This window comes from Bacillus taeanensis (assembly GCF_003318295.1).
GTDB classification, from domain to species: Bacteria; Bacillota; Bacilli; order Bacillales; family UBA6769; genus Maribacillus; species Maribacillus taeanensis.
In genome coordinates this window covers 114883-134017 of sequence record NZ_QOCW01000008.1, presented here as the reverse complement: position 1 = coordinate 134017, position 19135 = coordinate 114883, and the positions used below count along the sequence as shown (strand labels likewise).

The 19135-nt window shown below is 34.8% G+C and carries 15 protein-coding genes; 13 read left to right on the top strand and 2 right to left on the bottom strand.

The window, feature by feature from the left end:
- Nucleotides 1-130: 130 nt before the first annotated feature.
- Together DS031_RS09845 and DS031_RS09840 are read right to left on the bottom strand one after the other, a co-directional pair.
- Complete coding sequence (locus DS031_RS09845) at nucleotides 131-1837, bottom strand: sensor histidine kinase (protein ID WP_113805902.1); 1707 nt, start codon at nucleotides 1835-1837, stop codon at nucleotides 131-133.
- A gap of 16 nt (nucleotides 1838-1853) precedes the next feature.
- Complete coding sequence (locus DS031_RS09840; protein ID WP_113805901.1) at nucleotides 1854-3395, bottom strand: response regulator transcription factor; 1542 nt, start codon at nucleotides 3393-3395, stop codon at nucleotides 1854-1856.
- 286 nt (nucleotides 3396-3681) lie between these two features.
- Between DS031_RS09840 and DS031_RS09835 the strand changes: the two genes are divergently transcribed.
- The 13 genes from DS031_RS09835 to DS031_RS09770 all read left to right on the top strand — a co-directional run bounded on the left by DS031_RS09835 (nucleotide 3682) and on the right by DS031_RS09770 (nucleotide 19112).
- Nucleotides 3682-5301, top strand: coding sequence for an extracellular solute-binding protein (locus DS031_RS09835; RefSeq protein WP_245947312.1), 1620 nt, complete (start codon nucleotides 3682-3684; stop codon nucleotides 5299-5301).
- Between the two features lie 144 nt (nucleotides 5302-5445).
- Complete coding sequence (locus DS031_RS09830) at nucleotides 5446-6312, top strand: ABC transporter permease (RefSeq protein ID WP_245947326.1); 867 nt, start codon at nucleotides 5446-5448, stop codon at nucleotides 6310-6312.
- A 15-nt stretch (nucleotides 6313-6327) separates the two neighbouring features.
- Entirely contained in the window at nucleotides 6328-7221 is an 894-nt protein-coding gene (locus tag DS031_RS09825) for a carbohydrate ABC transporter permease (RefSeq protein WP_113805898.1), read from the top strand.
- A gap of 199 nt (nucleotides 7222-7420) precedes the next feature.
- On the top strand, nucleotides 7421-8044 hold the full coding sequence (locus tag DS031_RS24650; protein ID WP_113805897.1) for a YesL family protein: 624 nt from the start codon (nucleotides 7421-7423) through the stop codon (nucleotides 8042-8044).
- Between the two features lie 239 nt (nucleotides 8045-8283).
- Nucleotides 8284-9348, top strand: a complete 1065-nt coding sequence (locus DS031_RS09815) for a Gfo/Idh/MocA family protein (RefSeq protein WP_113805896.1) — start codon at nucleotides 8284-8286, stop codon at nucleotides 9346-9348.
- Between the two features lie 25 nt (nucleotides 9349-9373).
- Nucleotides 9374-10519, top strand: coding sequence for a Gfo/Idh/MocA family protein (locus tag DS031_RS09810; protein WP_113805895.1), 1146 nt, complete (start codon nucleotides 9374-9376; stop codon nucleotides 10517-10519).
- Between the two features lie 165 nt (nucleotides 10520-10684).
- Complete coding sequence (locus DS031_RS09805; RefSeq protein WP_181833092.1) at nucleotides 10685-11776, top strand: MATE family efflux transporter; 1092 nt, start codon at nucleotides 10685-10687, stop codon at nucleotides 11774-11776.
- 123 nt (nucleotides 11777-11899) lie between these two features.
- Nucleotides 11900-13093, top strand: coding sequence for an IS200/IS605 family element RNA-guided endonuclease TnpB (tnpB, locus tag DS031_RS09800; protein WP_113805893.1), 1194 nt, complete (start codon nucleotides 11900-11902; stop codon nucleotides 13091-13093).
- Nucleotides 13094-13186: 93 nt separating this feature from the next.
- Nucleotides 13187-13774, top strand: a complete 588-nt coding sequence (locus DS031_RS09795) for a glycoside hydrolase family 66 protein (RefSeq protein ID WP_113805892.1) — start codon at nucleotides 13187-13189, stop codon at nucleotides 13772-13774.
- 492 nt (nucleotides 13775-14266) lie between these two features.
- Nucleotides 14267-14449, top strand: coding sequence for a hypothetical protein (locus DS031_RS09785; protein ID WP_113805890.1), 183 nt, complete (start codon nucleotides 14267-14269; stop codon nucleotides 14447-14449).
- Nucleotides 14450-14737: 288 nt separating this feature from the next.
- On the top strand, nucleotides 14738-15466 hold the full coding sequence (locus DS031_RS09780; RefSeq protein ID WP_113805889.1) for an MOSC domain-containing protein: 729 nt from the start codon (nucleotides 14738-14740) through the stop codon (nucleotides 15464-15466).
- A gap of 398 nt (nucleotides 15467-15864) precedes the next feature.
- Nucleotides 15865-16617: an IclR family transcriptional regulator gene (locus DS031_RS09775; protein WP_113805888.1), complete on the top strand. Its 753-nt coding sequence runs from the start codon at nucleotides 15865-15867 to the stop codon at nucleotides 16615-16617.
- A 305-nt stretch (nucleotides 16618-16922) separates the two neighbouring features.
- Nucleotides 16923-19112 (top strand): malate synthase G, encoded by a 2190-nt coding sequence (locus DS031_RS09770; protein ID WP_113805887.1) that lies wholly within the window; start codon nucleotides 16923-16925, stop codon nucleotides 19110-19112.
- The last annotated feature ends 23 nt before the right edge of the window (nucleotides 19113-19135 follow it).

Below are 19135 nucleotides of genomic sequence, written 5' to 3'. Positions count from 1 at the left end.
GATTATAAAGGCAAGACTGTCAGCAGCAGCTGACAGTCTTGCCTTTAACTATGCTTGTAATGAAAGGTGTTGAACTACTCATTTTTTAATTTGTATTATTTGGAATTAATATGAAATTAGCATCGTTATATTAACTTTTTGGAATGATGAGGGTTACAGTTGTTCCTTCCATTAAAGTACTTTCATAAGCTAAGCCATATTCAGAATCATAATAGAGTTGTACACGATGGTGAACATTTTGTACCCCATAGCCCTTCGTTTTAGTTGTTAGAATTGTTTTTAAAGTTTCTGGATCTATTCCACAACCATTATCAGAAACCGTGAAGATCAGATTATCATCTGTTTGTTTACCCGATATAGTTAATACACCTTTTCCAGGACTTTCTTTGTGGTCAATCCCATGATTGATTGCATTTTCTACTAATGGCTGTAAAAGAAGATTTAGCATAGAGTAACACAAGATTTCCTCCTCAATCTCGTAATGAACATCAAATGAATCTGAATGCATCATACGTTGAATTTGAATATAGGAAGTAGTGTTTTGTAATTCATCTCTTACAGAAATCGTATTTTTCCCTTTATTCAAAGTAGTACGGTAAAATGTAGAAAGAAGTTGAGCCATCTGACTGATATCTTCTTGATCTGCAATAATTGCCTTGCTGTTAATAAGAGAAAGGCTGTTATAGAAAAAGTGAGGGTTGATTTGAGCTTGTAATGCTTTCATTTCATATTCTTGCTGAGCAATTTTACTTTTATATACTTCATTAATCATATCTTTAAGTTTATGAACCATATTGCCAAATTGTCGAATTAAGTTACCGATTTCATCTGTGGCTGAATTTGTTACAGTTACAGATAAATCCCCTTTTTCAATCTGCTCCATATTTTTTGCTAACTTTTCTAACGGACGAACTATCACTCGAGAAAGAAAATAGATTGATAGAAATAAGATCAATATACATGAAAAAATCACGACGAAAACTGTAACTGTTATCTGATAAGTAGAAGCATAAATGGCGTCCATTGGACGATATAAATATGCTGTCCAATTATAGGAAGATAAAGAGGCCTTCTTATATACATAATCTTGTTTTAGGGATCCGTCGTTTAATTTTTCTAGGAATTCATCTGTTGATAACGCATAAGAACGGTTTTTTTCTAAAAAATTTTGGAAAGAATAAACAGGATTATTATTTTCATCAAGAATGATAAGGCCATAATTGTTTTCAAATAAACTAGACATGGGGTCAAAAACATGTTCATAATTTATGTCTATATAAGCAATATTCGTAATACTATGGTTTCGGTCAAATATTTGACTGATAACTTCGAATTTCCTGTCAGCATCGGATACGACTAATTTTGGGGTTGACGTTCTTAAAATACTTTCAAACCAACTTTTTTGTTCAATATCCGTTAAAGGACGAAGGATACTTGCATGAGAATGCATTTTATTGTCGCTGTATATAGTTATTGTATTTATTTCATTGTATAAAAAGTGTGTATTCATGGATAGAGGGTCTAGTATATCTCTGTAAAACAAATACATTTCATAAGAATTTTCATAATCAGAAGTGATTCCTCTTTTAACATCTTCATTCCAAACAATTTGATTGATAACATTAAAATAAGTATTTACTTTATAATCTAGACTTGAAATTGCTTGATTTAGGGATTCATCTAAAACTTCACTTTCACGAGTGATTAATAAATGTTGAATCTGGATATAGCAAAAACTACCTAATGCGATAACTGGCAGGAGACTTGACAGTAGGCAGATAAATAAAACCTTATTTCTGAACTTTAAATTTTTAAACCAAGAATTCATTTTGTGCATACGAAGCCTTCTCTTTCTATTTTCTTTGCATTTGACGGTATTTTTCAGGGCTTGAGCCGAAGTGTTCTCGAAAACTTCGACAGAAGTATGAAGGGTTATGATAGCCTACATTTTTACAAATATCATTAACTTTCATATTTGTATCATGAAGCAGAACTTGCGCTCTTTCCATCCTTAGATTTTTAATATATTTATTGATACCGCTACCAGTTTCTTGACTAAATAGCTCACTTAAATAGCCTGGAGACAAGTATACTTTTTCAGCAAGCAAATCTAAGCTTAAGTCTTCTCCGTAGTGTTCATTTATATATTGCTGAACGATATGGATAACATGTTTTGGAGATTGTTCTTCTTCCTTTAATTTTTTTATGACTTCATCCTGAATATAGATCAAAATATCTTTAATCTCGGAAAAATGTTGGCAAGAATAGATAGCCTCAATTCTATTATTAATAGATGTCTTATTATATCCCGGAAGGTTTTCACAAAGCATCTGCAGCAGCTTTGAAAATAAAAAGCGAACATAAACATGAGAAATCTCCTGCTTCTTATGGTACTTTTGAAATAGAATATTCATGTTATATCTGAAGGTAAAAGTATCTACATACTGAATAGCTGTTTGTATAGCTTGTAGAAGGTGTTCATCCTGTTCCAGATATTCTTTACTTTCACTTTCTGAAGTATTTATTGGATAAATATAGGTATCAGAATAGAAAAAGCGGTCCTCTAGATACTGTTCCAATTTATCATATAATTCTGGTATCTCACTTGGAGTTGAGAGTTCGCTGCTTACAGACATATAGCAGTTTATTCCGTATTCTGAATAGACCTGTTTTTGTATTTTTGTTGCTATCTGTATATAGGATTCCAATGTCCTTCCAGCCGTTTTGAATAACAACAGGATCTGAAATTGATTCAGGTTAATAAAGCTGCAGGGATCATTCGGAATAATTTCCTTTAGCTGTTCGTAAAAGAAAAGAGTATCCTCTTCCTGAGGTAGTCTATCAAAAAACGGTTCTTCAAACTGCATTAAAATCAAGCGAGAATACCCACTCAAAAAAGAAAAGTTTATGGAAGGGTATTCATTTCTCAAGATATCTATAGGTGTCTTGTTTATCAGACGGTATAGAATATGGGTTCTAAGGAATGCAGTATTTGCTTCTTTTTGTTCTTTTTCTTTCTCACAATTTATTATGTTTTGTAAGACGGAGGAAATGGTACTCTGAAATTCGACAGGTTTTACTGGTTTTAAGATATAATTGACAGCTCTTAATGAAAGAGCTTTTTTGACAAAATCAAAATCATCATGACCACTGAAAAAAATAATTTGGATATCGGGATAAAGATCTCTAGCTTTCGCTGCCAGTTCCATTCCATCAATAAAAGGCATTTTGACATCTGTGAATAAAATATCTGCAGACTGCATCTCTAAAAGAGACATAGCTTCTTTTCCATTGGTTGCTTCTATTATATCAAGCTCAAAATGATATTTATTTAGGAGAAACCGAATAACGTTTCTTTCGTCTTTTTCGTCATCTACTATTAAAATACGATACATTGCTTCACCTCCTTGAAATAATCATGATGATTATATCATTGAGATTTCTTTATTACAATGTGGATAGAATGTTCCGGAAAAAAGTACATGAAAACGGTTTATTTTATATTTTTCAGAAAAAATCAATCAATTATACTAATATTAAGCTAAATCAAATGGCCGTTATTTAAGTGAATAATTTAGCGATTATTGGAAATTGAAAATATTTGGAGGGGTAATTATGAAGCACAGATTATTATTAAAACGTATTACTATGCTATTTATAGCATCCTTGCTGACAGTTTCTTTGGCAGCATGTGTAGATTCTTCTTCATCACAAGATGATGAAGAATCTACAACAGAAGATGGAAAAACAGTAATTACAATGGGACGTGTTACGTCTGCGAATCCAAAACTACCTGAAGGTGATACTTATGAGGACAATGCGTATACACGTCTTGTAGAAGAAAAATTGAATGCGAAAATTGTAGATCAATTTGAAGCTGAAGGAGAAGACTACAGCAGACAGGTAGCTCTTGCGATTGCATCTGGGGAATTACCGGATATGATGCGTGTCGATTCAAAAGAAGAATTGAAAGAGCTAGTTGAAAATGATTTAATTGCAGATTTGACAGATGTTTACGATGAATATGCAAGCGATTACATTAAAGAGATTTATGATTCCTATGATGGTAGAAGTTTAGCTGATGCTACATTCGATGGGCGTTTAATGGCGATTCCAGCAACAGTTGGAGATGCAGCGCCTAATATCGTCTGGATTAGAAAAGATTGGTTAGAGGAACTAGGATTAGAGCTTGATAGTGACGGGGATAGCCTTATCACATTAGATGATCTAGAAAAAACTGCAAATGCTTTCATAGAAAATGATCCTGGAGAATCAGGCAATCCTGTAGGAATACCTTTTGCTCATTGGTTAAATGCTGGAGATTACGGAGGATCTGCTTTTACTATGTCATCTATTGCAGCTGTTTTTGATGCTTATCCTCGGTTTTGGTTAGAAGATGAAAATGGGGATATCATGAATGGTTCCACATCTGAAGGTACGAAACAGGCACTTGGAGTATTGGCAGATTGGTTCGATAAAGGGATTATTGATCCACAATTTGGAACTAGAACTTGGGATGACATCATGTCACTTGTTACAAACGGACAAACAGGTATTGTTACCGGACCATGGCATATCCCTGACTGGGGACTATCTGCAGTAAGAGAAATGGATAAAAATGCAGAGTTTGTAGCCTATACATTGGAAGGTGAAAATAGAAAAGCAAACGTTGTTCATAATAACCCAACCGGACAATTTATGGTTGTAAGAAAAGATTATCAACATCCTGAATTAGCTATTAAAATCTTGAATCTATTCTATGATGAATTAGGAAATTCAAAAGATCTCAAAGCGGAATATCCGGAAATTGCAAAGTATAATGAGCTTGGTGTAGATGGTTCCACTAGACCGTTTAACATTGAAGTTTATAAATCTACTAGTTTATTAGATGATTATTCTGATATTCTGTCGGCAAAAAATGGGAGAATTCCTATCGATGACATTCAATCAGCAGGAGTTAGAATAGATACTAAAAGTATTATCGACTATACGAAAGATCCAAAAAATGTTGAAACTTCAGCCTGGTCAAAATACCACTCTCGTATGAATGGTATAGGTTTGATTGATAAACTGACGAAAGAAGATACATTCAATTGGACTACTCCTGCATACTTCGGAACTACGGAGACAATGGAGAAAAAAGGTGCTAACCTACTGAAGTTAGAAGAAGAAGATTTCATTAAAATTGTAACCGGTACCGAGCCTCTGGATTATTTTGATACCTTTGTTTCAAAATGGAAAAGCCAAGGTGGCGATGAAATTATTGCAGAAATTGAAGCAGAACTGGCTGAAGGGCAGTAATGAATAATATAATAAGGGCTGCTGTGCAGCCCTTATTATACGAGGAGGTTTATTATGAAGTTTCAAGATGCGAAAATTGGAAAATGGACAAATGCAGAGGTCTATCAGAAGAAAAAAACTGGAAAATGGACAAATGCAGAAACTATGTATCATATGATGATGATACCTGGGATGATCTTTCTTTTGATTTTTAGTTATATCCCAATGTTTGGGATTATTATGGCGTTTCAGGATTATGTTCCAGCAAAAGGTATATTAGGTTCAGATTTTGTAGGACTGGAACATTTTATTTATATGTTCTCATTACCAGATATTGCGCAAGTATTTAGAAATACAATGGTAATTGCGGTTGGTAAAATAATTTTAGGAACTTTAACAGCAATTGTATTCTCCATCTTATTAAATGAAATCCGTCTCAAACTTTTAAAAAAATCAATTCAAACAGTTGTGTATCTCCCCCATTTTCTATCGTGGGTTGTATTAGCAACTGTAGTCGTGAATATGTTTAATTTGGACGGGACTGTGAATCAGATTTTATCCTTCTTTGGATTGGAAAAACTGAACTTTCTCGGAAGTAACAAGCTTTTCCAACCATTAATTATTGGTACAGATGTATGGAAGGAGTTTGGATTTAATTCAATTGTCTATCTAGCAGCAATAACAGCTGTTGACCCAGGACTTCATGAAGCAGCTAGCATTGACGGGGCCAATTGGTGGAAGAGAGTTTGGCACATTACACTTCCAAGTATGCTTCCAATTATCCTTCTTTTGGCCATACTTAGTCTACCGAATATTTTAAATGCAGGTTTTGATCAAATTTATAACCTGTATTCACCGATGGTTTATGAGACAGGAGATATACTGGACACTTATGTGTACCGAATCGGGTTACTAGGCCGTGAGTATAGTTTTGGGACAGCGGTTGGTATATTTAAATCACTGATCGGTATGATCTTAATAATATCAGCGAACGAAATGGCTAAGAAATATACAGATCGAAAATTATTCTAAGGAGGGAAGAGAATTATGGTGGAAGATAAAAGTATTTCTGGGCGAATAGGACGAGTTGTTATATATGCTATCGTGATTTCTTTGGGATTAACCAGTCTGCTTCCTTTGTGGAATATTGTTGCAATTTCCTTTAGTAGTAGTGGGGCAGTTACAGCAAATGCAGTAGGTTTAATGCCAGTTAACTTTACGATCGAAACATACAAAATGATTATGGAGGATTCGCAATTTTGGCGCTCGTTTGGAATTTCAGTACAGCGAGTAATCCTTTCGCTAATTATTAATATGATTTTAATTGTCTTAATGGCATATCCTCTTTCTAAATCTAAAAGAAATTTTAGAGGTAGAAATATATATATGAACCTTTTAATTTTTGCGATGTTATTTAATGGAGGGATGATTCCTACCTATTTAGTAGTGAAAAATTTAAATCTCTTAAATACAATATGGTCCTTGGTTTTGCCAGGTGCAGTACAGATTTTCAGTATTATTTTGATTATGAATTTCTTTATTAGTATACCAAAATCTCTAGAGGAAGCAGCAATTATGGATGGGGCCAACCCGTTACAAGTATTAATAAAGGTTTATATTCCCATCTCGTTACCAGCACTAGCAACAGTTGCCTTATTCAGTATTGTAGGGAACTGGAATGACTTTTTTTCAGGGTTAATTTATATGACGAAGGTCACTAATTATCCATTAATGACCTATATTCAATCGTTATCTGTTAGTCTTGAAGATATGTTAAAATCAGGGTCTAATGTCAGTTCATTGGAAAATATGATGGAAGTATCGAATAGAAATCTGAACGCTGCAAAGATTGTGGTCTCTATTATTCCTTTATTGATCATTTATCCATTATTACAAAAATATTTTATTACTGGTATTGTAGTGGGATCAGTTAAAGAATAGTAGAATGCTGACTTAAGATACAGCACTGCATAAATCATTAGATCATGTGTGTAGTGCTGTATTTATAAACCAAATGATGGAAATGAACATTCTAGACTAATAACAAAAAATTTAGATTAATTTAAAATAAAAATCAAAGAATATTTTAGTAATTTGTATAGATTTTCTTCAACTGGAATATTACTTACAGAGGTGTCATATGAAACATATTTTAGAGATGGAAGGACCTGTTTATCGCTTCTTATCAAGATTGGTTGAATTGATATTATTGAATAGCATGTTTCTAATATTTTGCATTCCTATCATTACTATCGGTGCCTCTAGTACTGCGCTTTACTCGGTAACTTTAAAAATGGTTAGAAATGAAGATAGTGGTGTATGTAGGGGATTCGTGCAAGCATTCAAGAAGAATTCTAAACAAAGTACGATGACTTGGATCTTTTTAGTGATCGTTGGGTTTATCCTATTAATGGATTATTTGTATTTTCAATCATATAATGGGGAATTTTCTCTGATAGTTATATTGAGCCTGTTTTTTTTCACATTCGTGTATATATTACTTATAGCTCTTGTTTTTCCGTATATTGCTAGATTTGAAAATACAGTAAAAATATCGGTGGTAAACGTATTGAAAATAGCGGTTGCAAATCCATTCCAAACTATTCTTGTTCTGACTATTTCTATCGGTCCAGTAATTCTAATGTTTCTATCACCTTATTTATTTGTCTTTCAGCTTTATATAAGTGTATTTTTCGGCTTTTCTCTAGTTGCTTATTTGAATTCTTTTCTTTTTCGAAATATATATGCAAAATATGAAAAGTGAAAAAGAATGAGTGATAAAAGCTAGCTATAGAACTGAAGTGTATAAAAAGAATTTACTGTAAAAAGGTATATAGGATTCTTATATAGTAGGATTGTGAAGAAATCTAAACTTATATATAAAGAAATCAATGCTAAAAATGTATTAGAAGATCCAAACTTTATTTGAAGGCGTTTAGAAATTTTAGTAGAAAGCTATAAAATAACGATTACGGTTTACTTAGTTGTGGAAGGGAGATTCATATGATTAAAAATGATGTTATAACAATTGGATTAATTGGTCTTGGTGGGATGGCGAATGCGCATCGTAAAATGGTCTCTGAATTAGAACAGCTTCATCTAGGAGCACTTTGTGATGTGAATCAAGAACTATTAAAACAAATTGGTGATGAAGAAGGAATTAGTCAAGAGAAACGCTTTCATGATATGGAAGCTTTAATTGCAGATCCTGATGTGAACGCGGTTATTTCGATTGTGCCAAACAACCTTCACGCAGAAGTGCTGCGTTTATGTATTCAGTATCAAAAACCAGTCATGGCGGAGAAACCGTTTACATTAAATTTTGCTGAAGCAGAAGAATTAGCCTTACTGTATGAAAAACAGCCAATTCTATGTATGGTTGGGTTTTCCTATCGATATGTCCCATCATTTCGATATGCAAAAAAAATAGTAGAAGAAAATAAGCTTGGAACGATTCGTCATATTGCGGTTCGCTATTTACAGTCCTTCGGAGCACCGCTTTTTGAAGTACCATATGCTTGGCGCTTTAATAAAGAGGTGACAGGTACAGGTGCTTTAGGTGATTTAGGTGCTCATATGATTGATAGTGCTAGATTTTTTGTTGGCGAGTTTTCTTCTGTATCGGCCTTAATGAAAACCTTTGTTAACGAGAGAAAAGATGAGAAAAGCGGTGAAATGAAAAACGTTGATGTTGATGATTATACTAGTTTTCAAGCTGTTCTTGAAAACGATGTAATCGGTAATTTTGTAACAACAAGAAATGCGGTGGGGTCGGGTAATCAGCATGAAGTAACAATCTATGGTGATTATGGCACGATTCATGTTAATTGTGAGCGTCCTGATGAAATTGACGTTTGTATGAAAGATGAACCAGGTGAAAAGCTTGTTTTTAAAACAGAAAAAGTGTCTGAAATCTATCAGAAAAACCAATTACAAGATTTTGCTGATTTAGTAAAAAATAATCAGCAGAAAGGAACACCTACTTTTTATGATGGCTATCAAAATCAAAAAGTGATTGAGCGAATCATTCAGTCTGCTGAAACCGGTAAAACTGTAACAATTGATTAAAATCTAAATCTACAGGAGTGATTTTATGAGTGTTAGTAAAGTGAACATCGGGCTAGTAGGAGCAGGTTCATTTGCTGATTTATGGTATCTCCCTATATTAGAAAAACATCCAGCCGTTCAGTTACAGGCCATTTGCAGCCCAAGTGGGACAAGTGCAGAAAACTTAGCTCAAAAATACAATATTCTTTCAAGCTATCGTTCCTATAAGGAGATGTTTGAGAAGGAAAAACTGGATGGAGTTTGTATTGTCACACCAAATGAAGCACACCATGATATTGCAGTAGAAGCAAGTATGCGAGGGATTCATGTGATATGTGAAAAACCGCTAGCAATGAATGGCGATGAGGCACTTTCAATGGTTAAAGCAGCTGAAGAAAATAACATTATTCACGGGGTGAATTTTACATATCGTGAAAATCCAGGAGTGAAAAAACTGAAGCAGCTTCTAGCTGAAGGATTGATCGGGGAAATCTATGAAGGAAAGTTTCAGTATACTGGAGCATATGGATTAGCTGGACCTCCTGGATGGAGAGGAACGAAATCAAAGGGTGGAGTTGGTGGAGTTCTGGCAGATTTAGGATCACATCTTATTGACCTTGTTCAATTTGTATTAGGTGAAAATGTTAGTACGGTCCAGTCATCGCTCTCCTTTTTGCATGAAGGAAAATTAAAGAGCATTCATGAAATGGAACGTTGTGATCAATCAGCTGATTCAGTTCATTTCACCAGTTCTTTTCCATCCGGTGTTCATGGTTCATTTTATACAAGCTGGATTTCCAATCAGGGGAACAAAAATCAAACAATTGAGTTATCATTTTTTGGAAGTGAAGGTGTGATCCAGCTATTCTCTAGCGAGTTAGGCATACAATTGAAATATGCCCGGGGAAAAAAACAGTCGCAGGAGGTTCGCTTAGAGAATGCTCTTAAATGGAATAACAATGCGGAGCCAAGTGAAGAACGGTTTAGACCGTGGCGTTTAACTGAGCGAAATGAAATATGGAAATGGATTGATTTAATCGCTGCAAAACGAAACGACACAAGTCAAACACTGCCACTTATTCCTGATTTTCATGATGGTTATGTTGTGCAAAAAGTAATCGATGCGGTTATTCGATCAGCTGAACTTGAAAGGAAAGTTTCAGCTTCAGAAGTAATAAAGTCAAAAAGTTAAAGTAAATCTAAGAAGAGATTGCCTGTTTTTTGGTGAAAAAAGAAGTTGAAAGTATGTTTTTGACTCTATTTTTAAGATAGTGTTTAAAATAAATCGAATGATGGCAGAAGTACCACAGTGCTTCTGCCTTTTATTATGGCTGACCACAAAGTAAGGAGTTCTTTAATGAAAGTAAATCACCAGCTTCCTGTACGGGAATTAGGGTTATTTTCAATTACATGGCCTATTTTTATTGAAACTTTATTAAATATTTTCATTCGATTTGTAGATATTTTTATGTTAAGTTTCGTTTCGGATGAAGCGGTTAGCGCTGTTGGAGTTTCGAATGAATTGATGACGTTTACATTTATATTATTTAACTTTGTGGCAATGGGGACAAGTGTTGTCATTTTGCAATTTCTAGGCGCAGGGAAGATTCGTGATGTGAGCCGGTTGTCAGCAAATGCGATTAGTATTAATCTTGGATTTGATTTATTAATCAGCGGCATTGTATTTGCATTAAGAGAACCTTTGATGCGAATGTATAATCTTTCTCCCGTCTTAATGGAGTATGCCGATGTCTATATTATGATTGTTGGTAGAACGCTTTTTACACAGGCCATGATTTTAAGTGTGTCTGCTATCATTCGCTCATACGGGTATACAAAAGAAATAATGTATGCAACCCTTGGAATGAATGTATTAAATATTATTGGAAACTATCTTTTAATTTCTGGTTCATTTGGGTTGCCGGAACTTGGTGTAACAGGTGCTGCGATTGCAACAGCAGTAAGCAGAACATTTGCAATGATAGCATTATTTGTAATGATGTACTGGAGACTAGAAATGAAAATTCGTTTGCGTGATTATCTTCGTATTCGTAGTGATTATGTAAAACGAATATTGCAAATCGGTGTTCCTGCTGCTAGAGAGCATATGTCTTATTACTCCAGCCAAATGATGATTACATTTTTTATTACGTTTCTCAGGGAAAGTGCTCTAGAAGCAAGAGTATATATCTTACAAATTGTAAACTTTATTTTTCTTTTTGCGATTTCGGTTGCAAAAGGGATGCAAATTTTGGTCGGTCATATGGTCAGTGCAGGTGAAAACGAAAGAGCTTTTCGACAGTTATTTTCTAGTTTAAAAATAAGTATACATGTTGTTTTAGGTGCAGCTTTTATTGTGTCATTTTTCCGAGAAGAGCTACTTCGTCTTTTTACAAATGACTCTGAAATTATTACAGAATCTTCGAACGAGAAAGCCCATCTCCTTTAGGCATGGGATGAAAGTGAGTCGAACAGGGCGTGTCTTTTGACACGTTAACTGTTCGATTTTTTATATTCCTACTAGAAACATTTGTTCCTATTTGGTAAAATCTTGTTAAAGGAGGTGAAAAAAATGAATATTTATAAAGCATACAAGTTTAGACTATATCCAACAGCTGAACAAGCGACGATGATCAATAAAACAATTGGCTGCTGCCGTTATGTGTTTAACCAAGCATTAGGAAACCAAAAGAAAAAAGATACCTACTGGTACATTGTTCAAGAAATGGTTCAAAACGGTCAGCTTTTAAAGAATGAATGGAAATCCGATTTCTTTCATGCTGATCAAGCACAAAAAGAATTAACCGAAATGAAAAAGCGGATTGATTGGTTAAGAGAGGTAGATGCGACTGCCCTGCAGCGTATCCTGCAGGATTTAGGAAAAGCCTATCAGGACTACTACAAAAAAGCAAAAGGGAAACCTCGTTTTAAAAGCAAGAAAAATGACGTGCAGTCGTATACAACAAAATGTAACTACAGCAAGAAAACAGGCGTTGGAACGATCCGAATTGAAAACGATTGTTTCGTTCGTCTCCCAAAAGTGGGGCTCGTTCGTTTTGCGAAATCTCGTGAAATAGCGGACAAACTTCTTTCAGCTACCGTAAGAAGAACGCCATCAGGAAAATACTTCATCTCCATTGTAACCGAACAAGCTGTTCACTCTTTCCAATCCTCTCTTTTTGAAGTCGGAATCGATGTTGGTCTCAAAGATTTTGCCACCTTTTCTGATGGAACGAAGCTTAAAAATCCAAAATGGTTTTGTAAACTAGAAGAAAAGCTGGCGAAAGAGCAGCGTATTCTTTCAAGACGTCAAGTTGGCAGTGCAAATTGGAATAAACAGCGCATCAAAGTTGCCCGTATTTATGAAAAAATAGTAAATGTTCGAACCGATTTTTTGCATAAAGTCTCTTCTTCGCTGGTCAACGAAAACCAAGTGATCTGTATTGAAGATCTTCGTGTGAAAAACATGGTGAAAAACGGACAGTTAGCGAAAGTCATTTTAGAAGTATCATGGTCAGAGTTTCGACGCATGTTAACGTACAAATGCAAATGGTATGGAAAAGAGCTGATCGTGGTAGGATCAAACTTTGCGAGTTCGCAGCTATGCTCAAGCTGTGGATATAAAAATAAAGAAGTAAAAAACCTTCATTTAAGAGAATGGGAATGCCAATGTGGGGCAAAGCATGATCGTGATCATAATGCCGCCAAAAACATTCTTCAAGAAGGGAGAAGACTTCGAACCGCGGGACACGCGGGGCTAGCCTAATGGGTACTGTACAGCGTTCTAAGGTACATCCTTTTTGAGCCGAAGGTTCAAACGACCTAGGAAAACTCATCGCTCAAGAAATCTTGTCGTGAGATAAGAGGACTTAACGCATGTGGGAAAAGAATCCCACTGCTTAAGCGGTGGGAGTGTCAAGAAAACATTCTTTTTGATAGTAAGGAAACAGATGTAAAGATTAATGGGGCACATAAAGGGCAATCGCTTAAGGTTAGTAGAGATGAAGAGAAAAATACGATCTGGTCAATTGTTCGGGAAAATAAGAACAATAAAGGCTTTGAAGATTATGATGTTGTCCATCTAATTAATTTGTTAAACAATGATACAAACTGGAGAAATGCAGCGGCTAAGCCAAACAAATATGAAGGTCTAACAATTACGTATCCAATTGGAAAAACAGAAAAAGATCTTCCTAAACTAAAGGTTTACACAGCAAGCCCTGATCATGACATGGGACAAATGAAAGAAATTCCATATAAATGGGATAATACTAATTTAATTATCACACTTCCTAGCTTAGAATATTGGGAAATGATTGTCATTAATCATGACGGTTTGCAGAAAGAAAAGCAAGAGCAGATTTTTAATAATAGTGGCGATAAATCTAAAGGTAACGCGAAAGAGAAAAAAATGAAGGTAAGAATAATGACAGCGAGTAAAATATGAAGATCTCACTATGTCGATCAAAGAAGGCTTTAAACGGGCGGTAACAAACCTTCATTCTGTATTAATTAAAGAATTACCATCAGAAATGTGGTGGGTATAATAAAAAAGAAACAGATATCTGAATTCAGATATCTGTTTCTTTTTTAGCATTAACTGCAATGGAACAATACACTCTTACATACATAACAATAATTAAATAATACCTATCTGTGGGTAATGCGGCATTACAGTTTCTTAATAAAAAATTGTAGTAAGTAATAAAACAGAATTATGTAAAACTATGAACTTTTTTGTCACAAAATTGATATATTAATTAGTTTGGACGAAGGGTATAGAGTGAAGAAGGCGTCAATACTGCATTTTTAATTTCATTGATATGGAAAATGTGTAAGCATTTTCACAAAAATGTAACAGATTTTATTCTTGATTATAACAGTTTATCTGCTATAATAAGTTCAAAGAGATTATAAAAACTTAGAAAGGGGTTACATCATGAAAGAATTCGTGTTTTCGTTTATGACAAAATCTGAAAAAAAACTAGTGCGTGAGGTGCGTATTAAAGCAACAGGAATGTTTGAAGCATTAAAACAGGCTAAAGATTTGAAGAAACAGCTTGAAGAACAAACCAATGCATTTGTTGAAGTTACATTAAAAGGTGTCGCTTATTCTATGTAATGTTAAAAAGTGTCAAAATGTCGAAATAAGGGATATTATATTTACTGAAATGAGAATTTACAATGGAGGGATAAAAAATGTAAGAGGTATAAACAAATAGGTTGCCCTTTGGAAATGCTGTTATAAAAAGTAAGCTCGTGATCCTGTTTTGTAACGTATAGCATGATTTCATTCACCTTTTTATTTTAGTGTTTATGTAAGCGTTTTCATTTAATTTTCTCCCCAATTTCATTTCTTTATTGCAATTTGATAAACTAATTGTAAACATGAAAGAATAAGGAGAAGGTTATGGAAAAGTTAGTTGGAACGCTTAACGAAATTACTCGTTATCCTGTAAAGTCATTTAGAGGAGAAAGTGTACAAACGACAACAATTGAATCATATGGACTGTATGGAGATCGCAGTCATGCATTTTTAGATGAAACGAGAGCTGGTAAATTTTTAACAGCTACACAGCTTCCAGAAATGATTGGGTATGCTGCTGAATTTAATGGGGAAGAAAATTTAGAAAAGTTTCCTTCCATTAAAATTACATCTCCAGAAGGAAAAGTGTACAAATGGGGAGATGAAACATTAACGCGAGAACTTGAAGAGTTATCAGGAAGAATGCTTTCACCTATTCAATATGAGCCAGCATATATACCATTTGGGGCAATTGAAGAAGAGCATATTCTCCTTACAACAGATGCATCACTAAAAGAGTTAGAAAAGATTTGGGAAAACAAAGTAGATAACCGACGCTTTCGTCCTAACTTTTTAATTACTTTAAATGAAGAAAAATCGTTTATTGAAGAAACATGGTTTGGGAAAAGCCTGCTCATTGGAGAGGCAGAGATTGAAATCATTCGCTATTGTGATCGCTGTATGATTGTTACAATTGATCCTGATACATGTGATCGTCAGTCATCACTTTTAAGAAAGATTGTTAAAGAACGCAGCAATCATTTTGGTGTCTATGCTTCTGTTAAAAAAACAGGAAAAGTTTCTGTTGGAGATCTGATTTATTTAAAAGACTAAAAATTAACTAGAAGGGAAGGGTTTCGTGAGGATTGAAATTATTAAACTGAATGAACCGTCTCTATTATAAATGTGCAGGTGTTTGCAAATACAAACAATTCTGCACATTTTTATTTTAGAATTTTCTTAGTGATTATCTTGAAATAATTAAATTTTTAAATATTAGATTTGATGATAAGATTTTATATGTATTTTGCACATAATGATTATTGTCGAATATAATATTTTAAACCGCACATCAACTTGCCTAATAAAGCCTGAACAGTGTTCAGGCTTTTTTTATTTTTAGATTAGAAAGGCGAGAAAGCTTCATACTATATCAACAAATTAGTAAGATATGATACAATATTAAAAATCATTAGCTTATTAAATAGATGGTGTGAGAAGGGGGGATTTCGATGATTAAATCAGTAGACCGAGCACTGCAAATTATTACGATTGTAAGCTCCAGAAAAGATGGTTTTGGAGTTACTGAACTGGCAGAACAGCTGGAATTAAATAAGAGTTCGATTTTTCGGCTGTTATCTACGTTAGCTGCTCATAATTTTATTGAACAAGATCTTGAAACAAAGAAGTATCGGTTAGGATATAAATATTTAGAATTAAGTTCCAAATTGTTAGATTCCATAGATATTCGATCAGAAGCAAAACCATTTTTAAAAGAGCTTGAAAGCATTACAAAGGAAGTTATTCACTTAGTTGTTTATGATCAAGGAGAAGTGATTTATATCGAAAAGCTTGAGGGCAGCGAAACATTGCGTACCCATTCTCAAGTGGGAAAAAGAGCGCCTATGCACTGTACAAGCGTTGGTAAAGTAATTTTGGCACATTTGCCGGAGAATGAAGTATTGAGCATTTTAGAACGAAAAGGACTTCCAAAGCATACAGAAAATACGATTGTTACGAAGGAAGATTTATTTGCCGAACTCGTTAAAATAAAAGAACAAGGATATGGCACAGAAATAGAAGAAAATGAGCCAGGAATTACTTGTATTGCGGCACCTATTTTTAATAATCGAGGTGAAATTGCTGCAGCGGTAAGTGTCTCAGGTCCTACTATAAGAATGAGCAGTACAATAATGAATGAAATGAAAGATAAAATTATAGAAGTCACTCAAAGCATCTCGAGGCGGCTTGGTTATCTTGGTTGATTGGAATCCATTGTTTAAAATAAAAGAAAATTTATATAAAACTGAAAATTCAAAATTGACAAAACGAAACAGAGATGTTTAAATAAACTTAACAAATTTATACAGTATAATGAAAGCGCTTTTTGTTAATAAGTTAATAAGCTATTTTTATACCGTATAAATGAAACAGTGTTGCCTATTAAGAAACGAAAGAGGTTATTATAGGGATATGGTGCAAATGATAAGGTAGGGTCGCTGAACTGCTGGTGCTGGACTTTTGTTGCTTAATTCATAGCGTGACATTAAGTTAAAGGGGGAATTTTATTATGGAAAACTACGTGAAAGTTGGTAATCTCCAAGTTGCTGAAGTTCTTCATGAATTTATTAATGAAGAAGCTCTTCCTAAAAGCGGTGTTAATCGTGAACAATTTTGGACTAATTTTGAAAAGTTAATTGACGATTTTACACCGAAAAATAAGGCATTATTAGCTCGTCGAGATGAACTGCAAAAGGAAATCAATGCATGGCATCGGGAGAATAGTGAAGACTTTAATTTTGAGGCATATAAAGCATTTTTAAAAGAGATCGGTTACCTAGAAGGAAAAGTAGAAGACTTTCAGATTACAACTCAAAATGTAGATAATGAAATTGCTGCTCAAGCTGGCCCACAGTTAGTTGTGCCGGTAAATAATGCGCGTTATGCGATTAACGCCGCAAATGCTCGCTGGGGAAGTTTGTATGATGCTCTTTATGGTACAGATGCAATTAGTGAAGAAGGCGGAGCAGAGCGGAAACAGGAGTATAATCCAGTTCGTGGCGAAAAAGTCATTGCATTTGCGAAAGCGTTTCTTGATGAAGCAGCACCATTGGATGGATGTTCTCACAAGGAAGTTGTCAAATACACGGTTGTGGATGGTGAGTTGACTGCATCATTGCTCAATGGGAAAACTGCCGGTCTTAAAGATTCTTCAAAATTTGCAGGGTATCAAGGCAGAGAAGAAGAACCCTCCGCTGTATTGTTAAAAAATAATGGTCTGCATTTTGAAATCCAAATTGATCGCAGCCATCCGATCGGTAAAGGAGATTCTGCTGGAGTAAAGGATATTCTTATGGAAGCTGCTATAACAACGATAATGGACTGCGAAGATTCAGTAGCAGCTGTTGATGCTGAGGATAAAGTCCTTGTGTATCGCAATTGGTTAGGACTTATGAAAGGAGATTTATCTGCTGATTTAATAAAAGGCGGTAAATCTATAACAAGAACGTTAAATACGGATCGTGTTTATAAATCTCTAAGTGGCGAGGAAGTTAAATTACCTGGTCGTTCCTTAATGTTTGTTCGTAATGTTGGTCATTTGATGACGAACAGTGCTGTATTAGATCAAAATGGAGAAGAAGTTCATGAAGGAATTTTAGATGGTGTCATTACAAGTCTCATTGCTAAGCACACGCTTTTAGGAAATGGTCACTATCAAAATACTTCCAAAGGTTCTGTTTATATTGTTAAGCCGAAAATGCATGGGGCGGACGAAGTGGCATTTGCAAATGATCTTTTTGATCGAGTGGAAGACATACTTGGACTTGAGCGCAATACTTTAAAAATTGGTGTTATGGATGAAGAACGCCGTACAACATTAAATTTAAAAGCGTGCATTCGTGAAGTAAAGGATCGCGTTGTTTTTATTAATACCGGATTTTTAGATCGTACTGGTGATGAAATGCACACTTCAATGGAAGCAGGTCCAATGATTAGAAAAAATGATATGAAGTCGTCAACATGGCTCCAAAGCTATGAAAAATCTAATGTGAATGCTGGGCTTTTAACTGGATTTCAAGGCCGTGCTCAAATTGGTAAGGGCATGTGGGCAATGCCTGATATGATGGCGGATATGTTAAAACAAAAGGTTGGTCATTTAAAAGCTGGTGCAAACACAGCGTGGGTTCCTTCTCCAACTGCAGCAGCACTGCATGCACTTCATTATCACCAAATTGATGTAACAAAAGTACAAAATGAACTGATGAAAGATGTACAAGAATTAACAGATGAGATTTTACAATTTCCAGTCGCCCAAAATCCCGAGTGGAGTGCTGATGACATTCAGCAAGAGCTCGATAATAATGCACAAGGCATTTTAGGATATGTTGTTCGCTGGGTAGAGCAGGGAGTAGGATGCTCAAAGGTGCCAGATATTAATAATATAGGCTTAATGGAAGACCGCGCAACTTTAAGAATTTCTAGTCAGCATATGGCGAACTGGCTTCACCATGGAATTTGCACAAAAGGTCAGGTGCTTGAGACATTAAAACGTATGGCTAAAGTAGTAGATGAACAAAATGCTGGAGATCCTGCATATCGTCCGATGGCTGATAATTTTGATGACTCGATAGCATTTCAAGCGGCTTGCGAATTAATTTTTGAAGGATATGAGCAGCCAAACGGTTATACAGAGCCAATTTTACATCGCCGCCGCATAGAAGCAAAGGCAAAGTTTGCTGCTAAAAATTCAATAAATTAACAATAACGGGGGTGCCTTCTTCA

Bases quoted from the DNA above. Each gene is read 5' to 3' on its own strand.
- DS031_RS09845 (WP_113805902.1), bottom strand. From the start codon at position 1,837: ATGCACAAAATGAATTCTTGGTTTAAAAATTTAAAGTTCAGAAATAAG.
- DS031_RS09840 (WP_113805901.1), bottom strand. From the start codon at position 3,395: ATGTATCGTATTTTAATAGTAGATGACGAAAAAGACGAAAGAAACGTT.
- DS031_RS09830 (WP_245947326.1), top strand. From the start codon at position 5,446: ATGTATCATATGATGATGATACCTGGGATGATCTTTCTTTTGATTTTT.
- DS031_RS09825 (WP_113805898.1), top strand. From the start codon at position 6,328: ATGGTGGAAGATAAAAGTATTTCTGGGCGAATAGGACGAGTTGTTATA.
- DS031_RS24650 (WP_113805897.1), top strand. From the start codon at position 7,421: ATGAAACATATTTTAGAGATGGAAGGACCTGTTTATCGCTTCTTATCA.
- DS031_RS09815 (WP_113805896.1), top strand. From the start codon at position 8,284: ATGATTAAAAATGATGTTATAACAATTGGATTAATTGGTCTTGGTGGG.
- DS031_RS09810 (WP_113805895.1), top strand. From the start codon at position 9,374: ATGAGTGTTAGTAAAGTGAACATCGGGCTAGTAGGAGCAGGTTCATTT.
- DS031_RS09805 (WP_181833092.1), top strand. From the start codon at position 10,685: ATGAAAGTAAATCACCAGCTTCCTGTACGGGAATTAGGGTTATTTTCA.
- tnpB (WP_113805893.1), top strand. From the start codon at position 11,900: ATGAATATTTATAAAGCATACAAGTTTAGACTATATCCAACAGCTGAA.
- DS031_RS09785 (WP_113805890.1), top strand. From the start codon at position 14,267: ATGAAAGAATTCGTGTTTTCGTTTATGACAAAATCTGAAAAAAAACTA.
- DS031_RS09780 (WP_113805889.1), top strand. From the start codon at position 14,738: ATGGAAAAGTTAGTTGGAACGCTTAACGAAATTACTCGTTATCCTGTA.
- DS031_RS09775 (WP_113805888.1), top strand. From the start codon at position 15,865: ATGATTAAATCAGTAGACCGAGCACTGCAAATTATTACGATTGTAAGC.
- DS031_RS09770 (WP_113805887.1), top strand. From the start codon at position 16,923: ATGGAAAACTACGTGAAAGTTGGTAATCTCCAAGTTGCTGAAGTTCTT.